13 protein-coding genes are annotated in these 18,766 nt (G+C 44.3%); 8 read left to right on the top strand and 5 right to left on the bottom strand.

The features are described 5' to 3' along the window. Positions 1-216 precede the first annotated feature (216 nt). Entirely contained in the window at positions 217-402 is a 186-nt protein-coding gene (locus tag FKQ60_RS09590) for a twin-arginine translocation signal domain-containing protein (RefSeq protein WP_170906382.1), read from the top strand. Then, positions 366-1,523 (top strand): NAD(P)/FAD-dependent oxidoreductase, encoded by a 1,158-nt coding sequence (locus tag FKQ60_RS09585; RefSeq protein ID WP_170906381.1) that lies wholly within the window; start codon positions 366-368, stop codon positions 1,521-1,523. The genes FKQ60_RS09590 and FKQ60_RS09585 overlap by 37 nt, the downstream gene beginning before the upstream one ends. 82 nt (positions 1,524-1,605) lie before the next feature. Here FKQ60_RS09585 and FKQ60_RS09580 read toward each other — a convergent pair whose 3' ends face one another. Together FKQ60_RS09580 and FKQ60_RS09575 are read right to left on the bottom strand one after the other, a co-directional pair. After that, the gene (locus FKQ60_RS09580; protein WP_170905222.1) at positions 1,606-2,949 is read right to left on the bottom strand and encodes a methyl-accepting chemotaxis protein; all 1,344 of its coding nucleotides are present in this window, start codon (positions 2,947-2,949) and stop codon (positions 1,606-1,608) included. 57 nt (positions 2,950-3,006) lie between these two features. Continuing rightward, positions 3,007-3,549: a cache domain-containing protein gene (locus FKQ60_RS09575; protein WP_170906380.1), complete on the bottom strand. Its 543-nt coding sequence runs from the start codon at positions 3,547-3,549 to the stop codon at positions 3,007-3,009. 232 nt (positions 3,550-3,781) lie between these two features. On the opposite strand from FKQ60_RS09575, the gene FKQ60_RS09570 reads away from it, so the two are divergent. From FKQ60_RS09570 to FKQ60_RS09560, 3 genes are all read left to right on the top strand, one after another. Continuing rightward, a complete protein-coding gene (locus FKQ60_RS09570) occupies positions 3,782-5,326 on the top strand; it encodes a cryptochrome/photolyase family protein (RefSeq protein ID WP_170906379.1) in 1,545 nt (514 codons plus the stop codon). Then, positions 5,326-6,033, top strand: coding sequence for an SDR family oxidoreductase (locus FKQ60_RS09565; RefSeq protein WP_170906378.1), 708 nt, complete (start codon positions 5,326-5,328; stop codon positions 6,031-6,033). Before FKQ60_RS09570 ends, FKQ60_RS09565 begins: the two co-directional genes overlap by 1 nt. Positions 6,034-6,160: 127 nt before the next feature. Further along, a complete protein-coding gene (locus FKQ60_RS09560; protein WP_161424993.1) occupies positions 6,161-6,469 on the top strand; it encodes a YkgJ family cysteine cluster protein in 309 nt (102 codons plus the stop codon). 96 nt (positions 6,470-6,565) lie between these two features. Here FKQ60_RS09560 and FKQ60_RS17795 read toward each other — a convergent pair whose 3' ends face one another. Both FKQ60_RS17795 and FKQ60_RS09550 read right to left on the bottom strand, forming a co-directional pair. Continuing rightward, a complete protein-coding gene (locus FKQ60_RS17795; protein ID WP_170906377.1) occupies positions 6,566-7,813 on the bottom strand; it encodes a diguanylate cyclase in 1,248 nt (415 codons plus the stop codon). 347 nt (positions 7,814-8,160) lie between these two features. After that, positions 8,161-9,822, bottom strand: a complete 1,662-nt coding sequence (locus FKQ60_RS09550; RefSeq protein WP_170906376.1) for a methyl-accepting chemotaxis protein — start codon at positions 9,820-9,822, stop codon at positions 8,161-8,163. 375 nt (positions 9,823-10,197) lie between these two features. On the opposite strand from FKQ60_RS09550, the gene FKQ60_RS09545 reads away from it, so the two are divergent. Next, positions 10,198-10,554: a YibL family ribosome-associated protein gene (locus tag FKQ60_RS09545; RefSeq protein ID WP_072670822.1), complete on the top strand. Its 357-nt coding sequence runs from the start codon at positions 10,198-10,200 to the stop codon at positions 10,552-10,554. 48 nt (positions 10,555-10,602) lie between these two features. On the opposite strand, the gene malT is transcribed toward FKQ60_RS09545, so the two are convergent. Further along, positions 10,603-13,311 carry an HTH-type transcriptional regulator MalT gene (gene malT / locus FKQ60_RS09540; RefSeq protein WP_170906375.1) on the bottom strand — a complete coding sequence of 903 codons (2,709 nt, stop codon included), beginning with the start codon at positions 13,309-13,311 and terminating at the stop codon, positions 10,603-10,605. Between the two features lie 493 nt (positions 13,312-13,804). On the opposite strand from malT, the gene FKQ60_RS09535 reads away from it, so the two are divergent. Together FKQ60_RS09535 and malQ are read left to right on the top strand one after the other, a co-directional pair. Then, positions 13,805-16,258, top strand: coding sequence for a glycogen/starch/alpha-glucan phosphorylase (locus tag FKQ60_RS09535; protein WP_170906374.1), 2,454 nt, complete (start codon positions 13,805-13,807; stop codon positions 16,256-16,258). Positions 16,259-16,356: 98 nt separating this feature from the next. Beyond that, entirely contained in the window at positions 16,357-18,537 is a 2,181-nt protein-coding gene (gene malQ / locus FKQ60_RS09530; RefSeq protein ID WP_170906373.1) for a 4-alpha-glucanotransferase, read from the top strand. The last annotated feature ends 229 nt before the right edge of the window (positions 18,538-18,766 follow it).

The raw sequence follows: 18,766 nt of genomic DNA, 5'->3' as shown, positions 1-18,766 counted from the left end.
GTTGCTTATATTCGATTTCGATAAAAGGACACAACCCCTTAATCATTAGACGCTCATTTTACTTAACGCTGCTGCTTAGCTATGCTTGTGATTGGTCATTGTTGAGATTACTGTGCTGGTTGCCGACTTTAAGTGTTTGAGCTTGAAATCATGATCGATGATTTCGCTAGACGATAAAAGAAATTATTGTCAAGCGAGAACACCCTAGGAGTCACTATGGCTATTTCACGAAGGACGTTTCTTAAAGCAGGCGTTGGGGTTGGCGCGGTAGGGGTAGGTTATCGGCAGATAAATAAAACCAAAACTCAAGCTAACATTGTCATTGTTGGGGGGGGGGAGCGGCCGGTATTGGTATTGCCAATCAATTGGGACATTATTTGGACGGCGCAACGATCACCGTGATAGAACCACGTGGTTTCCACTGGTATCAGCCGGGCCAAACGTTATTACTTGCCGGTGCTTATACACAAGTCAGTGATGTGATTAGTCCCAATGAACGTTTTATTGATGCTAGTGTGCGTTGGGTTGAAGATTCCGTAATTGAGTATCGGCCTGAGCGAAATCAAGTGGTGACTGAAAATGGTCTGTTAGTGAACTACGACTATTTGATTGTCGCGACGGGTGTTGAACTTCGTTATGACTTAATTGACGGGTTTGATCCGCAAGAAATTGGCCAAAACGGGATAACGAGTATTTATTACAGCCCGCAGGCCGGAATCGCTAGTCATCAACAAGCTCAAGCATTTGCCCATAGCCAAGGTGGTAAAGCCATCTTTACTCGACCGCAGGGGGCGATGAAATGCGCTGGAGCGCCAATGAAAGCGACCAACTTGGTAGAATACTTTGTCGCCCAGACCGGTCATCGAGATAAATTTGTTTTTGACTATTTTACGGCAGAGAATTTCCTTTTCTCAGTTAAAGTATTTGACCAGCGGATACGTGAGATTTGGCAGCAACGCAGCATTAACTCACACTTTCAGCGTACCTTAACCTCAGTCGATACGAGTAGAAAACAAGCCACATTCCAATTAGCGGACCAATCGACACACACCGTTGATTGGGATTTTATTCATGTTGCTCCCCCTATGACGGCCATAAAAACCATCAGAGAATCGCCATTGGCAGATAACGAGCAATTTAAGGGCTACCTAGAGGTCGATCAATATACGATGCAGCATAAGCGTTACAGCAATATTTTTGGCTTGGGAGATAATGTAGGGACGCCAATCGGTAAGACGGCGGCGTCTGTTAAAACGCAAATTCCGGTAGTGACACAAAACTTAACGGCACTAATAAAAGATAAACCATTAATGGCGAAATGGGATGGTTACACGTCATGTCCGATGATCTTAGATGTGGGTCATGCAATGCTGTGGGAGTTTGACTTCACTCTTCAACCGATGACAGCGCTACCGTTTCAAGTCGTTGCCCCTCTAAAAAGCAGTCGCTTTGCTTGGAAGGTAAAAGAATCTGTGATTAAACCGATTTATGACATGATGCTACGTGGTTACACACCGATGTAGATCATTTTCTAGGAAGAGAAAAAACTCGCTACGTCTCTTTATCGCAAGACGTAGCGAGTCAGCTTCGGCAAGAATCAACCGGTTATATTCCCTTAAACTGATTAATCTTAGCGGCTAAATGAGTCATCTGTTTTTCTACGCCGATCACCGAATGTTCACCTTGCTGGGTAAGTTGTTCGGTGCGGCTACTTTGTTCATTTAAATTTTCTATGCTTTGATTAATTTCTACTACCGCTGCACTTTGTTCTTCAGCACCTTGAGCGATTTGTTGGTTCATTGAAAAGAGCGCTTGTAGAGTGGTGTTTAATGCTTGCACATCTTTTACTGCTTGATGATGAGTGGTCAAACTGTGTTGGCTATTTTCATGCACGACTTCAATTTGTGTGGTCACTGAATTCGACGCCGATCGAAGCTTATTGATGATGTCTTGGATCTCGGTGGTAGACTCACTAGTGCGTTGGGAAAGCGAACGCACTTCATCAGCAACGACCGCAAATCCTCGACCATGTTCTCCAGCCCTTGCGGCTTCTATCGCCGCGTTTAACGCTAACAAGTTGGTTTGCTCGGAAATAGAGCTAATCACTTCGAGAACGCGAAGAATATTTTCAATATGGTTGTTAAGCTGTTGCAGACTCTGCTGGCTGGTTGCCATATTCGAACCGAGTTGTTCTATATGGGTAAGGCTGCTGTGCATCGCAGAGAGGGCATTTTGTAATGAGCTATTGCCTTGTGCGGAAAGCTCGCCTGCATGGCTAGCGAGTCGTGTCGCTTCTTCGGTTCGTTCGGTAATATGTTGACTGGCCTGAGAAATGGTTCCTAAAGCACTACGCTGTTCCTCTGTTGCTTGATTGGTTTCTTTAGCGTTATGTTTCAATTGTAAAAATGCCACTTGCGATTCCGCTACAGTTTGATTAACAGAACTTAATGAATCTCTGAACCGCTCAATAAAGAGGTTAATTTTCTGCGATAAATTCGCTACCTCTGCACCATCAAAAATATTCACTTTGTGGTTTAAATCAAGATGCTGGGCAATATGATCAATCTCACTGCTTAGTTGTTGAATCGGTTTAGTTAACGCCGTAACGACAAAGTGCATGATCACTAAGGCAACGGCGATAAAAATTAATGTAAACAGGAGCGATTGAATAAATTGAGCCATGATTGGTGAGGTAATTTGAGATTTGGGTATTTCAACAACCACAAAACGGTCTAAATCCGCTAACCAATAAGATCCAATTAAATAAGCGTCTTGGTTGACGGTAAGTTCAGTAATAATGGGAGCGGTTTTACCCGCACTAATGGCTTGTTGCAGTTGCCCGCTGGTATGATTCGCTAACACAGAATCTTTGGGAGCGACTTGGATTTTTCCGTCGCTCGATGCCAGCATGGCTCGCCCATTAGAGCCTATCCTAAAGCTTTCGATCATACTGACCAAGCTACTAACGTTGAAGCCTAACCCGGCGACCACATAAGGTTGATTGGTTCAAGGATTGACTTGTGTACTGCGATAATTAATAAAAATAACGTATTGCCTACCTACTTGATCTTGGTTCATGTTCAATTCAATGGGTTTGTTTTTGCCGAGAAAGTTGGGATAGAAATCTTTAAAGGGGTAATCGGCAAGGCGAGTGGCTCGATGCTGACCATCATAAGTAAAAATATATTTTCCTTCTGCGCTATCTAAGACGGCAAAAGCATTGTCTGCTCCGAGTCGAGTCATCGCATTTTCTAATGCCTGATGAGCTACGGCGGGATTAGCAATGGATTTTTGTTCCGCGCTCCAATCCAGCAAACCTGAATGATGAGCAAGAAAATTCGACCCTGTGATCGCCGGTTGTAGCTGATTACTGATTTCAAAAGCGAGTCCGCGTAATTGACTCGGCAGAGTGTGCGACTTAAGCTCATTCAATTGATCATTTGATGTGCGGATTGCCTGTTGCCCCATGGCAATCAATGTACAAGTCACCAGTATGACGGATAGAACCCAGTTAATTCTGCGACGAATTGATAGCGTTTTCCAATACATAACATAAGCCTCATTTATTATTATTAACCAACCTATAGTTCATAGTGTTTGTTTGCTAAAGTGAGTAATAAATGAACGAAAATATAGTTAACTATTCAGTAACATTCTGATGTGACGACGATTTTTAATCATAAAAAGGTTAATCCAACAGCAGTGAATGATCTTATTCTCTGTATTCGCGTAAAGGTTTAGCTAACCCTATCCATCTCTGAAGCAAGGATCTGATCACGGCATGAATTTCAAAACGGTTCGATTACTATTAGGCGATCAGCTCAATGCTCAACACTCTTGGTTTAAGAAAGTGGATGATGATGTACTGTACATTATTGCTGAACTTCATCAGGAAACGGGCTATGTGACTCACCACATCCAAAAAGTCGTCGCGTTTTTTTTGGCGATGCAAGAATTTGCTAAAGCAAGGCAGGAAGAAGGTCATCAAGTCGTTTACCTGACCCTCGATGAGACACAGAATTTTAGTGATCTACCACAATTAATCGCGCACTACGTACAACAGACTGGAGCCATGAGCTTCGAGTATCAGCGCCCTGATGAGTATCGTTTACTCGCACAGCTCGCAAACTTACGTTTTGCTAATACTGTTATTGGTTGTGTCGATAGCGAGCACTTTTTGCTGCCGTTTGAAGAGATTGAACAACATTTCCCTAAAGGCAAGCATAAAATGATGGAGCATTTTTATCGGCGGATGCGACAACGTTTTACGGTTTTAATCGAAGATGGCAAACCGCTTGCTGGTCAATGGAATTTTGATGCCAGTAACCGCAATAAATTAAAAGCACAAGATATTGCTCAGTTACCAGAACCTTTGCTGTTCAAAAATAACCCATCGGACGTTCTTGCACGCCTAAATCGACATGGAATACAAACGATAGGGCACTTAAAGGGCGATTTGTTTTGGCCAATCAATCGCGCGCAGAGTTTGACATTGCTTGCTCATTTTTGCCAAGTGTGTTTACCACGCTTTGGCCAATTTCAGGATGCGATGACCCACTTACATCCTGCGCAATGGAGTCTTTATCATAGCCGATTGTCCTTTGCTCTTAACAGTAAGCTCTTACATCCTAAAGAAGTGATTGATGCAGCGGTTGCGGCTTATCAGCGTGAGAGCCAGATCGATCTTGTCCAAGTGGAAGGCTTTGTTCGCCAAATCCTAGGCTGGCGTGAGTACATACGTGGCATCTATTGGGCCAACATGCCGCACTATGCTCAGCTCAATGCACTTCAGGCCACCTCCCGCTTACCTAGCTATTTTTGGACGGCAAAAACAAAAATGCATTGTATGCAGCGAGCGATCGGTCAATCACTCGATTTTGCTTATGCACACCACATTCAGCGTCTGATGGTGACGGGAAACTTCTGCTTATTAACTGGAATCAATCCCGATGAAGTCGATGCTTGGTATTTAGGTGTTTACGTCGATGCCATTGAGTGGGTTGAAATGCCAAATACACGGGGAATGGCTTTATTTGCCGATGGTGGCATCGTCGGGACTAAACCGTATGCGGCTAGCAGTTCTTATATTAATAAAATGAGCGATTATTGTAAGACCTGTTTCTATGATAATAAAGCCCGCAGTGGTAAGGCTTCCTGTCCATTCAATAGCCTTTATTGGCGATTTATGCATCAGCAGCGTGATCGTTTAGCAGTCAATCCCCGTATTGGAATGTTGTATCGCTCATGGGACAACATGACGGATCAGCAGCGAGCGGATATCTTACAGACGGCAGAATACTACGTGAGTCACCTGGAGGAGTTATAATGGATATTTTGGTGGTTGGCGCAAATGGTGGAATCGGTTTAGCCATCGTAAAGCAGTTATTATTGGCCTTACCTGAAGCGAATATTCATGCGACTTATCATCGCCAATGCCCCGATTTCACCTCTCAACGTGTCACTTGGTCTCAGTTGGATGTCACTCAAGAATCTGACGTTGCTTTATTCAGTAAGCGTTTTTCGACACTGGATTGGTTAATTAACGCGGTAGGTATGCTGCATGCTCAAGATCAGGGTCCAGAGAAGAATTTGCAAGCATTGAATAGTGATTTTTTTATGCAAAATATTACCATTAACACCTTGCCTACGCTGTTATTGGCCAAGTATTTTTCGCCGCTGATGAAAGCCAGTGATGCTGCTAAGTTTGTGACTATTTCTGCCAAAGTGGGCAGTATTAGTGATAACCGTCTTGGCGGATGGTACAGCTATCGGGCCTCTAAAGCCGCACTGAATATGCTACTGAAAACTCTCTCTATTGAGTGGCAGCGCACGATTAAACGAGGTGTCGTCTTGGCGCTACATCCAGGGACCACCGATACGCCGCTGTCTAAGCCTTTTCAAGCCAACGTACCCGCCGATAAGTTATTAACGCCAGAGCAGGCTGCACAGCATCTGGTTGAGTTAATCATTCAAGCGAATTTGCAACAAACAGGACAGTTTTTGGCTTATAACGGAGAGCGCTTACCTTGGTAATCACGTTCTGTCCATTCTACAGACGCTAGGCTGAGTCTTAACGTTTTATCCTAAAACAGATAGAGGGTTTTCGCTATCTTGACCGAGTTGGCGTATGATGCGCTCATCGCCTTTATTATTGACCTTTATGACTAAATCAATTCCTATCCATACCGAACTCAATCCTGATCCATCTTCGTCAATTACCTGTTCCACTTGTCAGGCTTGTTGCTGCCGATTAGAAGTCATGCTCATTAGTGACACAGGGGTTCCTAAGCAGCACGTCGCGGTTGATCGATGGGGCGGAGAAACGATGCGTCGTTTGGATGACGGATGGTGCTCGGCGCTCGATCGTGAAACTTTTATGTGTACTATCTATGAATTGCGCCCTTGGGTTTGTCGTGCCTTTGAAATGGGCGAATATGAGTGCAGAGAAGAAAGAGATTTATTTCTTTAATGTTTAGCTTATGGATTTAACTTGTTTTTAAACCATAAGCTGAGAAGGTTATCTTAACGTTAACCTTGACCATGCTTGATTGTCACCGTGACTCTGTTAGGTCGTTAAGTGAGGCGGTTTATAGATCAATTGATTTCTACCTCGTCGCTTGGCTTCATACAACATATCATCTGCCCGATTTACCAAGGTGGAAATATCTTGGTAGCCACAAAATAGCCCAACACTGATCGTGACTGAGAAGGAGCGTTGATTATGGCTAAAGGATAAACTCGCGATCTGCTTGATGAGTTGTTCGAGCTTCTCAATGACTATCGGAAACTCTTGTTTAGAATAGAGACAAAATTCTTCGCCACCAAAACGTGCTACCAGTTCATTATCTTCATGATTAAAAAGATTTTGCATGCACTGAGCGACCGATTGTAAAACTTGATCTCCCATGGCATGGCCGTATAAGTCATTCACTTTTTTAAAATGATCCAGGTCTAGCATCGCAATACTGATCAGGTTTTTCGTTGTATAAATATGATCAAAAAAGAAGCGTCGATTCCACAATCCAGTTAATACATCTTTATTGGCCAGATAGAACATCCGATCGTTAGAATCCTTTAAATTTAATAAATTATTCACCCGACAATAGAACTCATCTTGATTAAAGGGTTTATGCAGAAAATCATTTGCTCCGGCTTTAAGAAATTGTGAGGTAATAGAGCGATCATTACTTGCCGAAACCCCAAGCAGCATAAATTTATGGCGTGGGTACAAGGCTAGAGTTTCTTGGATCATCGTGACGCCATTTTTAATCGGCATATCATGATCGACAATCACGAGCGTGATTTGTGGATGCTGTTTCAGTATTTCTAAGCCTTGTTGACCATTCTCGGCTTCTAAACAATGAATATAACAACGCTGTAATAATTGACACATATGACGCCGTACCATCACCGAATCATCAACCACTAAAGCGGTATGGGTTAAGTTGTTAATCAAGCGATCAATGAGTGGCGCTAAATACGCGACAGATGCAACGCTGTCTTTAAGGATGTAATCGAGTATCCCTTTGTTGACGAGCCGTTGACGAATGTCCTCATTAACGTGAGCAGTGAGAATAATACTAGGGATGTTTTTTTCGATCAGCAGATCGACGATTTCTCCATCTTGCGCATCGGGTAAACAGTAATCCAATACCGCACAGAGTATATTGGTCGATTCTGGAGCGTCGAGTAAACGACGTGCCGATTGATAGTCATCGGCAATCAGTAAATCCACCTTTAGCTTTGAAAGAAGGGCAGTTAAGTAATTTCGATAAGCTCGACTGTCTTCAACGATGAGTACGGAATGTTGCACAGTAATACTCCCAATGGTTCTAATCGGACGCTGTTCCCATATTTATCGGGTGTTACCTGAGCCATTAATTGAAAGTCGCCAACGCTATCTATAAGAGCTGGCTCGTTATTCGTTTGTTATTGTTCTCTTTCTCAACTCGACAGTTGTAACGTTTAATTATTAAGTTCGGTATTCTTTATGAAGCGGTTTCCGTTTTGATCAAAGACTCTGAATCCAATCACCTCGTTTATCAAGGTGATTGGAGATTCATTCACTGGTTGCTTATCTGCAACGCTTAGCCGTTTGGTTATCGCTGACGGTTTGTGACTCAGTGATGATCAGAGTCAGTAATTTACACTGTAAACACCTTAAACTTTAAACCGTCCAACTAAGTTATATAACTCATGCGCACGGCCATTAAGATCTTGGCTACTGGCTTTGTTTTCATTAGCCAGATCGGCAGATTGACTACTTTGGTCAGAAATGACCACAATTCGTTCGGAGATTTCTTGGCCAACAATACTTTGTTCTTCAGTCGCAGTGGCAATTAATGAGTTCATATCCATGATTACACCGATAGATTGTTGAATACTTTCCAGTGCTTTTGCTGCTTCGCTGGCTTCTTTGACCGTCGATGTGCTGCGATGTTGACTGGAGTCCATCGCTTTCACGGCGTTGTCTGAAGCAGACTTTAATTGCTGAATCATATTATGGATATCTTCCGTACTGTCTTGAGTACGGCTGGCCAATTTGCGTACTTCATCGGCGACCACCGCAAAGCCTCTGCCTTGATCGCCGGCTCGTGCGGCTTCAATCGCAGCGTTCAATGCCAGTAAATTGGTTTGTTCAGCAATATCTTGAATAACCACTAAAGAGCTGGAAATATTTTTGACATCGCCTTCGAGTTTAGAAATTACGGTACTGGCCTCGGCAACCTCTTTAGCTAAGGCTTGTACTGATCGAGCTGCAGATTCGACAATCTTATGCGCTTCTTGGGCATTGTCTTCCGCTTGTCTGGCCGAATTGGCTGCTTGATTGGCATTATTCGAGATTTCTTGAGCAGTCGTTGTCATTTCAGTCATCGCGGTGGCGACCTGCTCGGTCTCTTCGCGCTGCCCTGTAGCAATGATATCCACTTGAGCGGCTCGTTGCGTCATGGTATCGGTTTCTGCAACCACTTGTTGTCCGAGTTGATGGACGCGTTGGATAATCCCTTGCAGGCTGGCTACAAAAGCATTGAAATTACTGCTTAGGCGGGCAAACTCTGGAATGGTGAAGCTTTCCATCCGAGCGGTGAGATCGGCATCGCCACTGGCAAAAGAGCGAATCGAGTCATCCAGCATATCCAGTGGGCGCATAATGCTGCGATTTAAGAACAGCGCCATGACTCCGACAATTATGACAATAACAGTGGCAATCGTGGTTAATGTCCAAAGGCTTTGAGTCAGTTGCTGCTGGGCTCGTTTTTCCATGGCAGCAATTTCTGCATCGACGTCATCGGTATAAAACCCAGTACCTATGGTTAAATCCCATTGAGGAATATAAATCGAGTAGCTGAGCTTAGGTAAAGGTACCGATTCACCGGGTTTTGGAAAATAGTAAACCGAGAATTCATCTTTTCTCGCGTTATTAATGATATCTCGAATTAAAAAGTTACCTTGGGCATCGGTCATATTGATGAAGTTATCGCCTAATCCAGCTTTACTCTGACCAAGGAGAAGGCGAGTCCCTTTGCTGTCATAACCAAAAATATAACCGTCAAGCCCAAAGCGAATCTCTCGTAAGATGGTCAGAGCTTCCTCTAAAGGCGCTTGACGACGCAGTAATGGCTCGATTGCGGTACGCGAAATCTCCAAATAAGATTTCAGCTCGGTTTTTTTCATCTCCATCATCGCAAGGCGAGTATTATTCATCTGCCCTTGAGTCAAACTGCGCGTTTCTGCGAAGGTTGAATAGATCATACTTAAGGCAATCAGTAATAAAGGCACAATCGACAAGATATAGAGGCGCTGGCGTATGGTTAGATTCATGGTGTTTTCCATCTTTCATGATTATTAAGTTCAAACCAACTGAGACCATTTTGCCTACTTCATCATTTCGTGGCGTGAGAATGATTGGTTATCTTATCGATATCATTGTCAGCGATGCAGGCTATTAACATAATATTAGTGCAGATATTTAACGGTGAATGAAAGATTACTATGTGGTGTCTCACATTTTTATGGTTAGTGAAGAAGGAAGCGTATCTTACTACTGAAAAAAGTCTGACTTTGTGGTTGATGAATGTTTATTACGCGTTGCGGTGAGAGACCCTCGAGCGAGCGAATCGATATTTTTGTATTTCAACACTCCATTTCTCCTGTGCTATAATCTGTGCCCATTTATCGGTAAGAGCCTTAAGCCCCATGAGTTTAAAAAACGATCTGCAAAAATTACACAGCCGTCTTGATACTTGTTCCCATAAGTTAGAAGCGGCTAAGACTCGCGGTGATAGCGCTATGGTGAGCAAATTTACGGATGAAGTTGATCAGTTGACCAAACAACTTAATAGTCTGAAGAACAAAGCCGAATATGAGCTAAACAAAGAGCGTAAAATGCTCGCGGATATGCCGTTTTATCGTGAGTTAACCAAAGAAGAGCAAGCCGATTTAGGAAAGCTGAAAAAATCCGTTAAAGGACTAATTATTGTCCATCCCACCACTAAAATTGGTAAAGCTTTGCGGGTTGAAGTGATGACTGGTTTTGCGCCTAAACCATTTTAATCGGCGCTCGGCCTACTTATGATCAGTAGGCCGAGGCTTCAACATCAATTAATAGCCCATTAACTGTAATAAATTTTCTGCGGTGTGCATCGCTTCTTTACGGTTGGCGATATTCAGCTTCTGATATAAGTTACGAATATGCGTTTTGATGGTCGTTCCTGCCACATCAAGCTCTTGAGCAATCTGCTCATTACTAAAACCTGAATAAATTAACCCAAGCACTTGCCACTCACGTTGAGTCAATGGACTGGTTCGAACCAATTCAGGGATATTGGGATGGTTAATCAGCTTTTCGACAAATTTTTCATCAAAATGAATAGAGCGACTACGCTGAGAGGTTGAAATCTCTTTAATCAACAACTGGGCACGATGACGCTCTAGATCGCCTAATTCTCCGCGGTGAACCATTTTTTCCAGTAAATGACCAATTTTTTGTCCATCGATCAGAAAATTACCCACCATGCCCGTTTGATTGGTGAGACGCAGTGCTTCTTTGAGTTTGTCACGCGCGAGTTCATCATCATTGCCGAGCGAGGCGAGCGTGGCTTCAACAATTAAGTTGCGATTTAAGTCGGTCAGTAGTTGGTACTCACTCGCTTGCTGTTGTAAAAATGCTAAGGTTTGCTTGGCTTCTGGATACTGTTCTAGGCAAATTTGTGCGCGAGCAATATTGCGCCATTGCAGTTGGAAGAAATGGTTATAAGCTTTTTCTGGCCGATGGGTAGTGGTCAACCAATGCTCTATCGCGGCTTTATCCCCACGAGCTTGCCAATACAACAACAAAGATAATGAGGCGTTGGCCGTCCAGTCGACATGATAATGTGACTGCTTGATCAAGTGATGGACTTGCTCGATATAACGTCCGGCTTTATCCAGCTCTCCACGGCCAACCGCGATACGAGCCAACATCGAATAACTGTGTAAATGTTGACTCGGTGAATGTTGACCAAGCACTTCTAATCCTTTGTGCGCACACTCCTCTGCTTCATCTAACCGATTCCAACACCAAAGAATTTGGGCGCGAATACGCAATAAAAACTCATGTAAGGGAACTTGGTGTAAATGCTGTTCTTCCACCAGCTTGAAGGCGTTATCTTGCACTTCGAAAGCCGCTTGTACGTAGCCTTGGGCAATTAAGATTTCGCTCTGTTGTAATAAGGCCCAGAGCGCTTGATGATAGACTTGATATTGCCGCGCCAGTTTTTCGGTTTGTTGCATCATTGATAGTGCACGACTGAGGTGACCAAGAACGTGGTTCACTTCTCCGACAACCAACGTAGCAACAATGCGGCTTCGATACACGGTGCTGTCTAATTGGCTTAATGCCAGTTCAGCGAGGGTTAAGGCTTTCTCGGGCTCATTTTTGTTGATTGCGACTTGAGCCAATAGCGCATTAAACTCACCTTGCTGTTTACTACTGAGTTCGACGTTCAGCGCTTGCATCTCTTTTTCTGCCTGCTCAAGCATTGCGCCCACGGTATCGTAGCGATGTTGGCTTTGTGCCAACCAAGCTTGCAGTAAACAGAGTTTTGGTTCTTTATAAAGCTGTTGTGGCGCGAGGAGATTAATCGCCGACTCAAGGATATTAAGCTCACCTTGGTTGAACATTTTCCAACCATGTTGAGTCAAAATACTCGCTAAAAGATCGGTATCCTGCGCTAAGTTAGCATGACGTAAGGCTTGATGTGGGGTAGAGGCCTCAAGCCAAGCGCGCGCGGCGGAGCGATGTAATTCTTGCTCTTGCTGAGGGATCCGAGCCATCCGTTGATGAGCGAGAAATTCAGCGAACAAATTATGAAAGCGATACCAGTTGTGCTCACCTTCTAACGGATAGATAAACAGACCATAGCGATTGAGCGATTCAATCATACTTAGGGCATCGTCTCGTTGTGTTAAGGCGCTGACTAAGCTGTCGTTAAAGTGATCCAATACTGAGCACTGCATCAGAAAGTGGCGTGTTTCTTTATCCAGTAAATCAAACACTTCTTCGACTAAATAGTCCCATAAATGGGCATGGTTAAAATGAGCGACCGATTCAACGGATTGGGCTAAGGTGCGCTTTTGATGTTGTGCTTGCAAAGCGATGAGTTGTAATGCTGAAGGCCAACCTTCAACATAATTACGCAAGTTGAGAGCGGTGACATCATCAATACCTTCTACAACACGCTGATTGAAAAAACGCGTGGTCTCTTCAGTATCAAACGCGAGCAACTCATTACCTATCTCTATCATTAAATCACGTACACGCAGATTGGCAGTGCCCAGTGGCGGTGTCATACGGCTCGTGACGACTAAGGTGAGATTATCGGGCATATGTTTTAGGAAAAAGCGCATCGCTTCGTGAATCTCATCATCACTGATCAGATGATAATCATCCAGCACGACAAAGCACTCTTGATCAAACTGAGAAATCTCAGCAAAAACTTCGCTGAACAGTGAATGGGGCGATGAAAATTGGCGTCGTTCTGCCAATTTTTGTGCATTGGGGCAGCTTTGTTGAGTCGCTTTATTCATCGCTTGCAGTAAGTAATTCATGAAGCGAAAAGGATCATTATCACTTTCATCAATACTATACCAGCCGACATTCGGCTTATCGGCAAGCCATTGTGCGGCCATAGTTGTTTTGCCATAACCCGCAGGTGAGCGGAAAAGGACCAGTTTATAACAAGGGGCCTTTTGCAGGAGTTCTAAAACGCGCGGACGGACAATCGCGTTGTGCAGCCGTCCTGGGCGAGTTAATTTCGATGGAATCCACATGATATTTGTCCCGTCATCGTTAATGACAGGGATGTTACTGGAACTTGCCGCAGACTGTTATTGATCCCAGACGACTTTCTTGCCAGATTCACAGTTCTTCACTAACTACGCCCCAATTATGTGACATCTATCACTTATTGCTGGTTTTGAATAGCGTGATATTACTGTTTTGCATACGAGATTCACTGCAAATTAAGCAACAAAAAATAAACTCATGTGATCGTTGTTGCATTTTGAGTAAATGTTTATCTGGCTGACCGAGTTTTGTAAAACGGGAACACTATGCTGATTAAACGCGTTGCTGTGATCGTTATCACTCATCGTTTGTTTCTCTGTTTGATCGATGAGAGACAGATCACCTCTACGAGGCTGTCGGTGTATCTACGCCCTTGCTTCTCATCCTAATTTGCCATTTCGGTGGGAGGATGTTTTGCTGGAAGAGGCAATGCAGGATAGGCCACAGATGGATTAAACCGAAAAGTGAGATTTCTCAATGAAACCTACGCAACAGAAAACTTTTGATAAAGCATTATTTCAAGCAAACGTGAAACGCCACCTTACCGCGACCTATGCGACGACGATTGAACATGCTTCTAGTCGAGTATGGTACTTAGCAATGGGGCAAGCGTTAGCGGAACTAACCACCTTTGATTTATTAGAAACAGAACAAGACCCACGCATCGTTAATGCGAAAAGTGTTAACTACTTGTCACTTGAGTTCTTAATTGGGCGGTTAACGGGTAACAACCTGATCAGCATGGGGCTGTATGAGCAGGTTGGCCAAGCAATGAGTGAGCTTGGACAAAATCTGACTGATTTATTAGAAGAAGAACGCGATCCGTCATTAGGTAATGGCGGTTTAGGTCGTTTAGCGGCTTGTTTTATGGATTCATGCGCTGCGCAAGAGTATCCAACAGTCGGCTATGGTTTGCATTATGAGTACGGTTTGTTTAAACAATCGTTTGAGGATGGACATCAAAAAGAAGCGCCAGATGCTTGGTGTGGAATTGAGGGCTATCCATGGGAAGTGGCTCGTCCCGACATTAAGCAAGAAATTGGTTTTTATGGCCATGTGGAAGTGTATCACGAGCAAGGCAAAGAGAAGCGCCGCTGGGTACCGGGCATGTTGGTACAAGCGATGCCGTGGGATCTGCCTATTGTGGGTTACCAGAGTGAAACCGTTTACCCGCTGCGTCTTTGGGAATGTCGCGCTATTGCACCGTTCTCATTAGAGAGCTTTAATAATGGTAACTATTTTGAAGCGCAGCACGCGTTGATTGATGCGGGCAATATCACCAAAGTGCTTTATCCTAATGACAACCACGAAAAAGGTAAAACGCTACGTTTGATGCAACAATATTTCCACAGTGCGGCTTCAGTGCGTGATATTTTGCGTCGTCATCAAGCGGCTGGTTTCTCGCTACAAGACCTACCAAAATATGAAACCATTCAGTTAAATGATACCCATCCAACCATCGCCATTCCTGAATTAATGCGCATTTTCATTGATGAGCATGATTTGACTTGGGAAGCGGCATGGGAAATCAGTTCAAAAACCTTTGCTTACACCAACCATACGTTATTACCAGAAGCCTTAGAAACGTGGAGTGAATCGTTAATCCAACGCTTGTTACCTCGTCATATGGAGATCATTTACGAGATCAACCATCGCTTCTTACAAGACGTTCGTGCTAAATGGCCTGGTGATGTAACCAAACAGCAAAAATTATCGATCATTCAAGAAGGTTTCCACCGCATGGTGCGTATGGCTAACTTGTGTGTTGTCGGGTCGTATGCTGTCAATGGTGTTGCCGCCTTACACTCTGCGTTAGTGCAACGGGATCTGTTTCCCGAATTCGTTGAGCTTTACCCTGGTAAGATCCAAAACGTGACAAATGGAGTGACTCCTCGCCGCTGGTTAAAATTCTGTAACCCGGGATTAACCGCATTGATCACAGAGAAGATCGGTGATCAATGGCCAGCAGATTTGGATCAGCTCAAAGACATTGCCAAGTATGCCGATGATAAAGCGTTCCAAAAGCAGTTTATGGCCGTTAAGAAAGCCAATAAACAACGTTTGGCTGACTGGGTAAGCGACAATATGGGTATTGAGCTTGATACCAACGCTATCTTTGATGTCCAGATCAAACGTTTACACGAATACAAACGTCAGCATCTGAATATGTTGCACATTCTTTCGCTGTATCACCGCTTATTGAACGATCCAAAATTTGATATGCAGCCACGCGTGGTGTTCTTTGCCGCTAAAGCGGCACCGGGTTATCACCTTGCTAAAGAAATTATTTACGCGCTGAACAAGATTGCGGAGAAAGTGAATAACGATCCTCGTGTGAATCACAAACTTAAAGTGGTGTTTATTCCTGATTACCGTGTCAGCATGGCGGAAATCATTATTCCGGCAGCGGATGTGTCTGAGCAAATCTCTACCGCAGGTAAAGAGGCATCAGGTACCGGTAATATGAAAATGGCACTGAATGGTGCGTTAACCATCGGTACAATGGATGGCGCAAACGTAGAAATTCGTGAAGAAGTTGGTGATGAGAATATCTACATCTTTGGTTTAGATGTCGATGGCGTTGAATCGTTGAAAGCACGGGGCTACAACCCTTACGATTATTATCAAGCCGATCCACTGTTGAAAGCATCAATGGATTTACTGTTAGGCGATGAGTTTACTCCTGGTGCTCCGGGACAGCTGCGCGCGACTTATGACAGTTTACTGGATGGCGGAGACCCTTACCTCGTACTCGCTGATTTTGCTTCTTACATTCAAGCGCATGAAGCGATGGACAAGCAATATCGCGATCAAGCTGGCTGGGCGAAAAAAGCCATTTTGAATACTGCGTTGGTGGGTAAGTTCAGCTCGGACCGTAGTATTCGAGACTATGTGAATAACATTTGGAAACTAAAAGCGGTTAAGCGTTAATTAACCGACTATCCAGCCAAGACATTGCTTGGCTGGATAACCCTTTTTATACACCCTACATGATTTTTGAGGGGTAAGTAGTCCCTTCGGAGAAAGCGATGAAAGAACATAATGCATTAAAACAAGTCGCAGAGATGGCAAGAATTGCCGATAGCTATGTCAGCGCTTGGGGAGACGAGGCTACCGTTTCAGACGACACTATCCGTCGTCTTTTGGCGTCTTTGGGGTACGATACAACCAATGATCAAACGTTATTAGCGTCAGCTCAGAAAAAACATAATAAAGAAGTCTTGGATCCTGTATTGGTGATCTCAGAGGGTGATGCCATTGAGGTTCCGCTGTACCTAGGTGTCAGTGCTCGGGAAAGCGAATTTAATTGGCGGATAGAAACTGAGCAGGGAGAAGTACTTGAAGGCTATCTTCAATCACAAATAGTTCGTGATGAACGTGCAGAGGGTGGCCCTTTAGTGTTTGCGTTGCCAAGCGGTTTGGCGTGGGGATATCACACTTTATTGGTTACTCGTAAGCGGCGTAAAGCGCCGTACACAATGACGCTGATCATCGCGCCGCGAGCGTGCTATAAGCAACCAGCTTTGCTTCAAGGTAAAAAGCTCTGGGGACCAAGCATTCAACTCTATACCTTACGTACCCAACACAACTGGGGAATGGGCGATTTTGGCGATCTTAAACAGTTGGTGGCTGATATCGCTTCACGTGGTGGTGATTTTGTAGGGTTAAACCCGATTCATTCGCTATTTCCGGCTAACCCTGAAGGGGCCAGCCCATATAGCCCTTCTTCACGTCGCTGGTTAAATATCCTGTATATCGATGTGAGCTCGGTACCTGAGTTTGCGCTCAGCGCTGAAGCTCAGCAACAAGTCGGTAGTCAGGATTTTCAGCAACGTTTGCAAAAAGTTCGTGAAACTCACTGGGTTAATTATACCGAAGTGGCCGAGCTTAAAATGAGTGTCTTGCCGTTACTGTTTAATGAGTTTAAGCGCCGCCATCTGGATAATAATACCGATCGCGCGCGTGCCTTCTTAGCGTTTGTCGAGCAAGGTGGCGAAAGTCTTGTTCACCAAGCCGCGTTCGATGCACTGCACACGGATTTGCATGCACAAGATAACCAAGTGTGGGGGTGGCCAGTTTTCCCTGAAAAGTATCGTCATTTTGATAATGCGGCGGTACAAAAGTACATTGAAGAACATCGTGAACGTGTTCATCTCTACATGTATTTACAATGGGTCGCCGATACACAAATCAATGAAGTACAAGCATTAGCCGATGAAAAAGGCATGGCGGTCGGTTTATATCGCGATCTCGCCGTGGGAGTCGCTGACTCTGGCGCTGAAACCTGGGCGGATAACGGTAGCTTAGTTTTGGATGCCAGCATTGGCGCGCCACCAGATGTGCTGGGTCCTTTGGGGCAAAATTGGGGCTTACCGCCACTTAACCCACAAACCTTACACGCCACGGCTTACGATGCTTACATCAAGTTGCTTCGTGCCAACATGAAACATTGCGGTGCGTTACGGATTGACCATGTACTGGGCTTGCTGCGTTTATGGTGGATCCCAAAAGGTGAAAATGCCACTCAAGGTGCTTACATTTACTATCCAGTTAAAGATATGTTGGCTATTTTGTCGCTCGAATCGCACCGTCACCAGTGCAGTGTCATCGGTGAAGATTTAGGTACCGTTCCTGATGAAATTGTCGCATTGCTGCGCGATGCAGGGGTGCACTCTTACAAAGTCTTTTTCTTTGAAACTTCAAAAGAAGACGGCGGGTTTATTTCTCCGACTCATTATGCCGATCAATCGATGGCGGCCTTATGTACTCATGATATGCCAACGTTACGTGGTTTTTGGCACTGTGATGATTTGAAAATGGGCCGCGAGATTGGTTTGTATCCTGATGAAGCGCAGCTGCAAGAGCTGTTTACGGATCGTTTGAAGTGTAAACAAGGCATTCTGAATTCGGTTGATTGGCACGGTTACTTACCAGCAGGCATTGGACGTGATGCTCAGTTAGTTCCTATGGACTCTTACTTAAGTGAAGCATTGCAATTGCACGTTGCGGCCGGGTCTTCCGCGTTACTCAGTGTTCAACTCGAAGATTGGTTGGAAATGGATAAGCCTGTCAATATTCCAGGTACCGTAAATGAGTACCCCAACTGGCGTCGTAAGCTATCAATGAACTTAGATGAGATCTTTGCCCGCGACGATGTTAATCGTATTGCGACTAAATTGACCCAGATTCGCGCGAAAGCGAGCCAATAATAAACCGGAGTAGCCGCCTTTGGGCGGCGATGATACTGGCGTTGTTCACTCATCAATGTGCTGTTTATGACAATAATAGGGCATCTTTTGGGGTTAAGGTTAAGAAATAAACGCTAGGTCACTCCATGTTTTTACCGGGTTAGCTAAGATGTATCAGGCTAAATGATCGAATAAATTCCGAGTGTCTACTACAGCACAAATCGGATCTGTCAAACTCAAGGTCATGGAT

The sequence above is a fragment of the Vibrio sp. A11 genome (genome assembly GCF_013048705.1).
GTDB classification, from domain to species: domain Bacteria; phylum Pseudomonadota; class Gammaproteobacteria; order Enterobacterales; family Vibrionaceae; genus Vibrio; species Vibrio metschnikovii.
The sequence above is the reverse complement of the archived record's forward strand: the minus strand, read 5'-3'. Positions and strand labels throughout refer to the sequence as shown.

Bases quoted from the DNA above. Each gene is read 5' to 3' on its own strand.
- FKQ60_RS09570 (WP_170906379.1), top strand. From the start codon at position 3,782: ATGAATTTCAAAACGGTTCGATTACTATTAGGCGATCAGCTCAATGCT.
- FKQ60_RS09580 (WP_170905222.1), bottom strand. From the start codon at position 2,949: ATGATCGAAAGCTTTAGGATAGGCTCTAATGGGCGAGCCATGCTGGCA.
- FKQ60_RS09590 (WP_170906382.1), top strand. From the start codon at position 217: ATGGCTATTTCACGAAGGACGTTTCTTAAAGCAGGCGTTGGGGTTGGC.
- FKQ60_RS09550 (WP_170906376.1), bottom strand. From the start codon at position 9,822: ATGAATCTAACCATACGCCAGCGCCTCTATATCTTGTCGATTGTGCCT.
- malQ (WP_170906373.1), top strand. From the start codon at position 16,357: ATGAAAGAACATAATGCATTAAAACAAGTCGCAGAGATGGCAAGAATT.
- FKQ60_RS09575 (WP_170906380.1), bottom strand. From the start codon at position 3,549: ATGTATTGGAAAACGCTATCAATTCGTCGCAGAATTAACTGGGTTCTA.
- malT (WP_170906375.1), bottom strand. From the start codon at position 13,311: ATGTGGATTCCATCGAAATTAACTCGCCCAGGACGGCTGCACAACGCG.
- FKQ60_RS09545 (WP_072670822.1), top strand. From the start codon at position 10,198: ATGAGTTTAAAAAACGATCTGCAAAAATTACACAGCCGTCTTGATACT.
- FKQ60_RS09565 (WP_170906378.1), top strand. From the start codon at position 5,326: ATGGATATTTTGGTGGTTGGCGCAAATGGTGGAATCGGTTTAGCCATC.
- FKQ60_RS09535 (WP_170906374.1), top strand. From the start codon at position 13,805: ATGAAACCTACGCAACAGAAAACTTTTGATAAAGCATTATTTCAAGCA.
- FKQ60_RS09560 (WP_161424993.1), top strand. From the start codon at position 6,161: ATGACTAAATCAATTCCTATCCATACCGAACTCAATCCTGATCCATCT.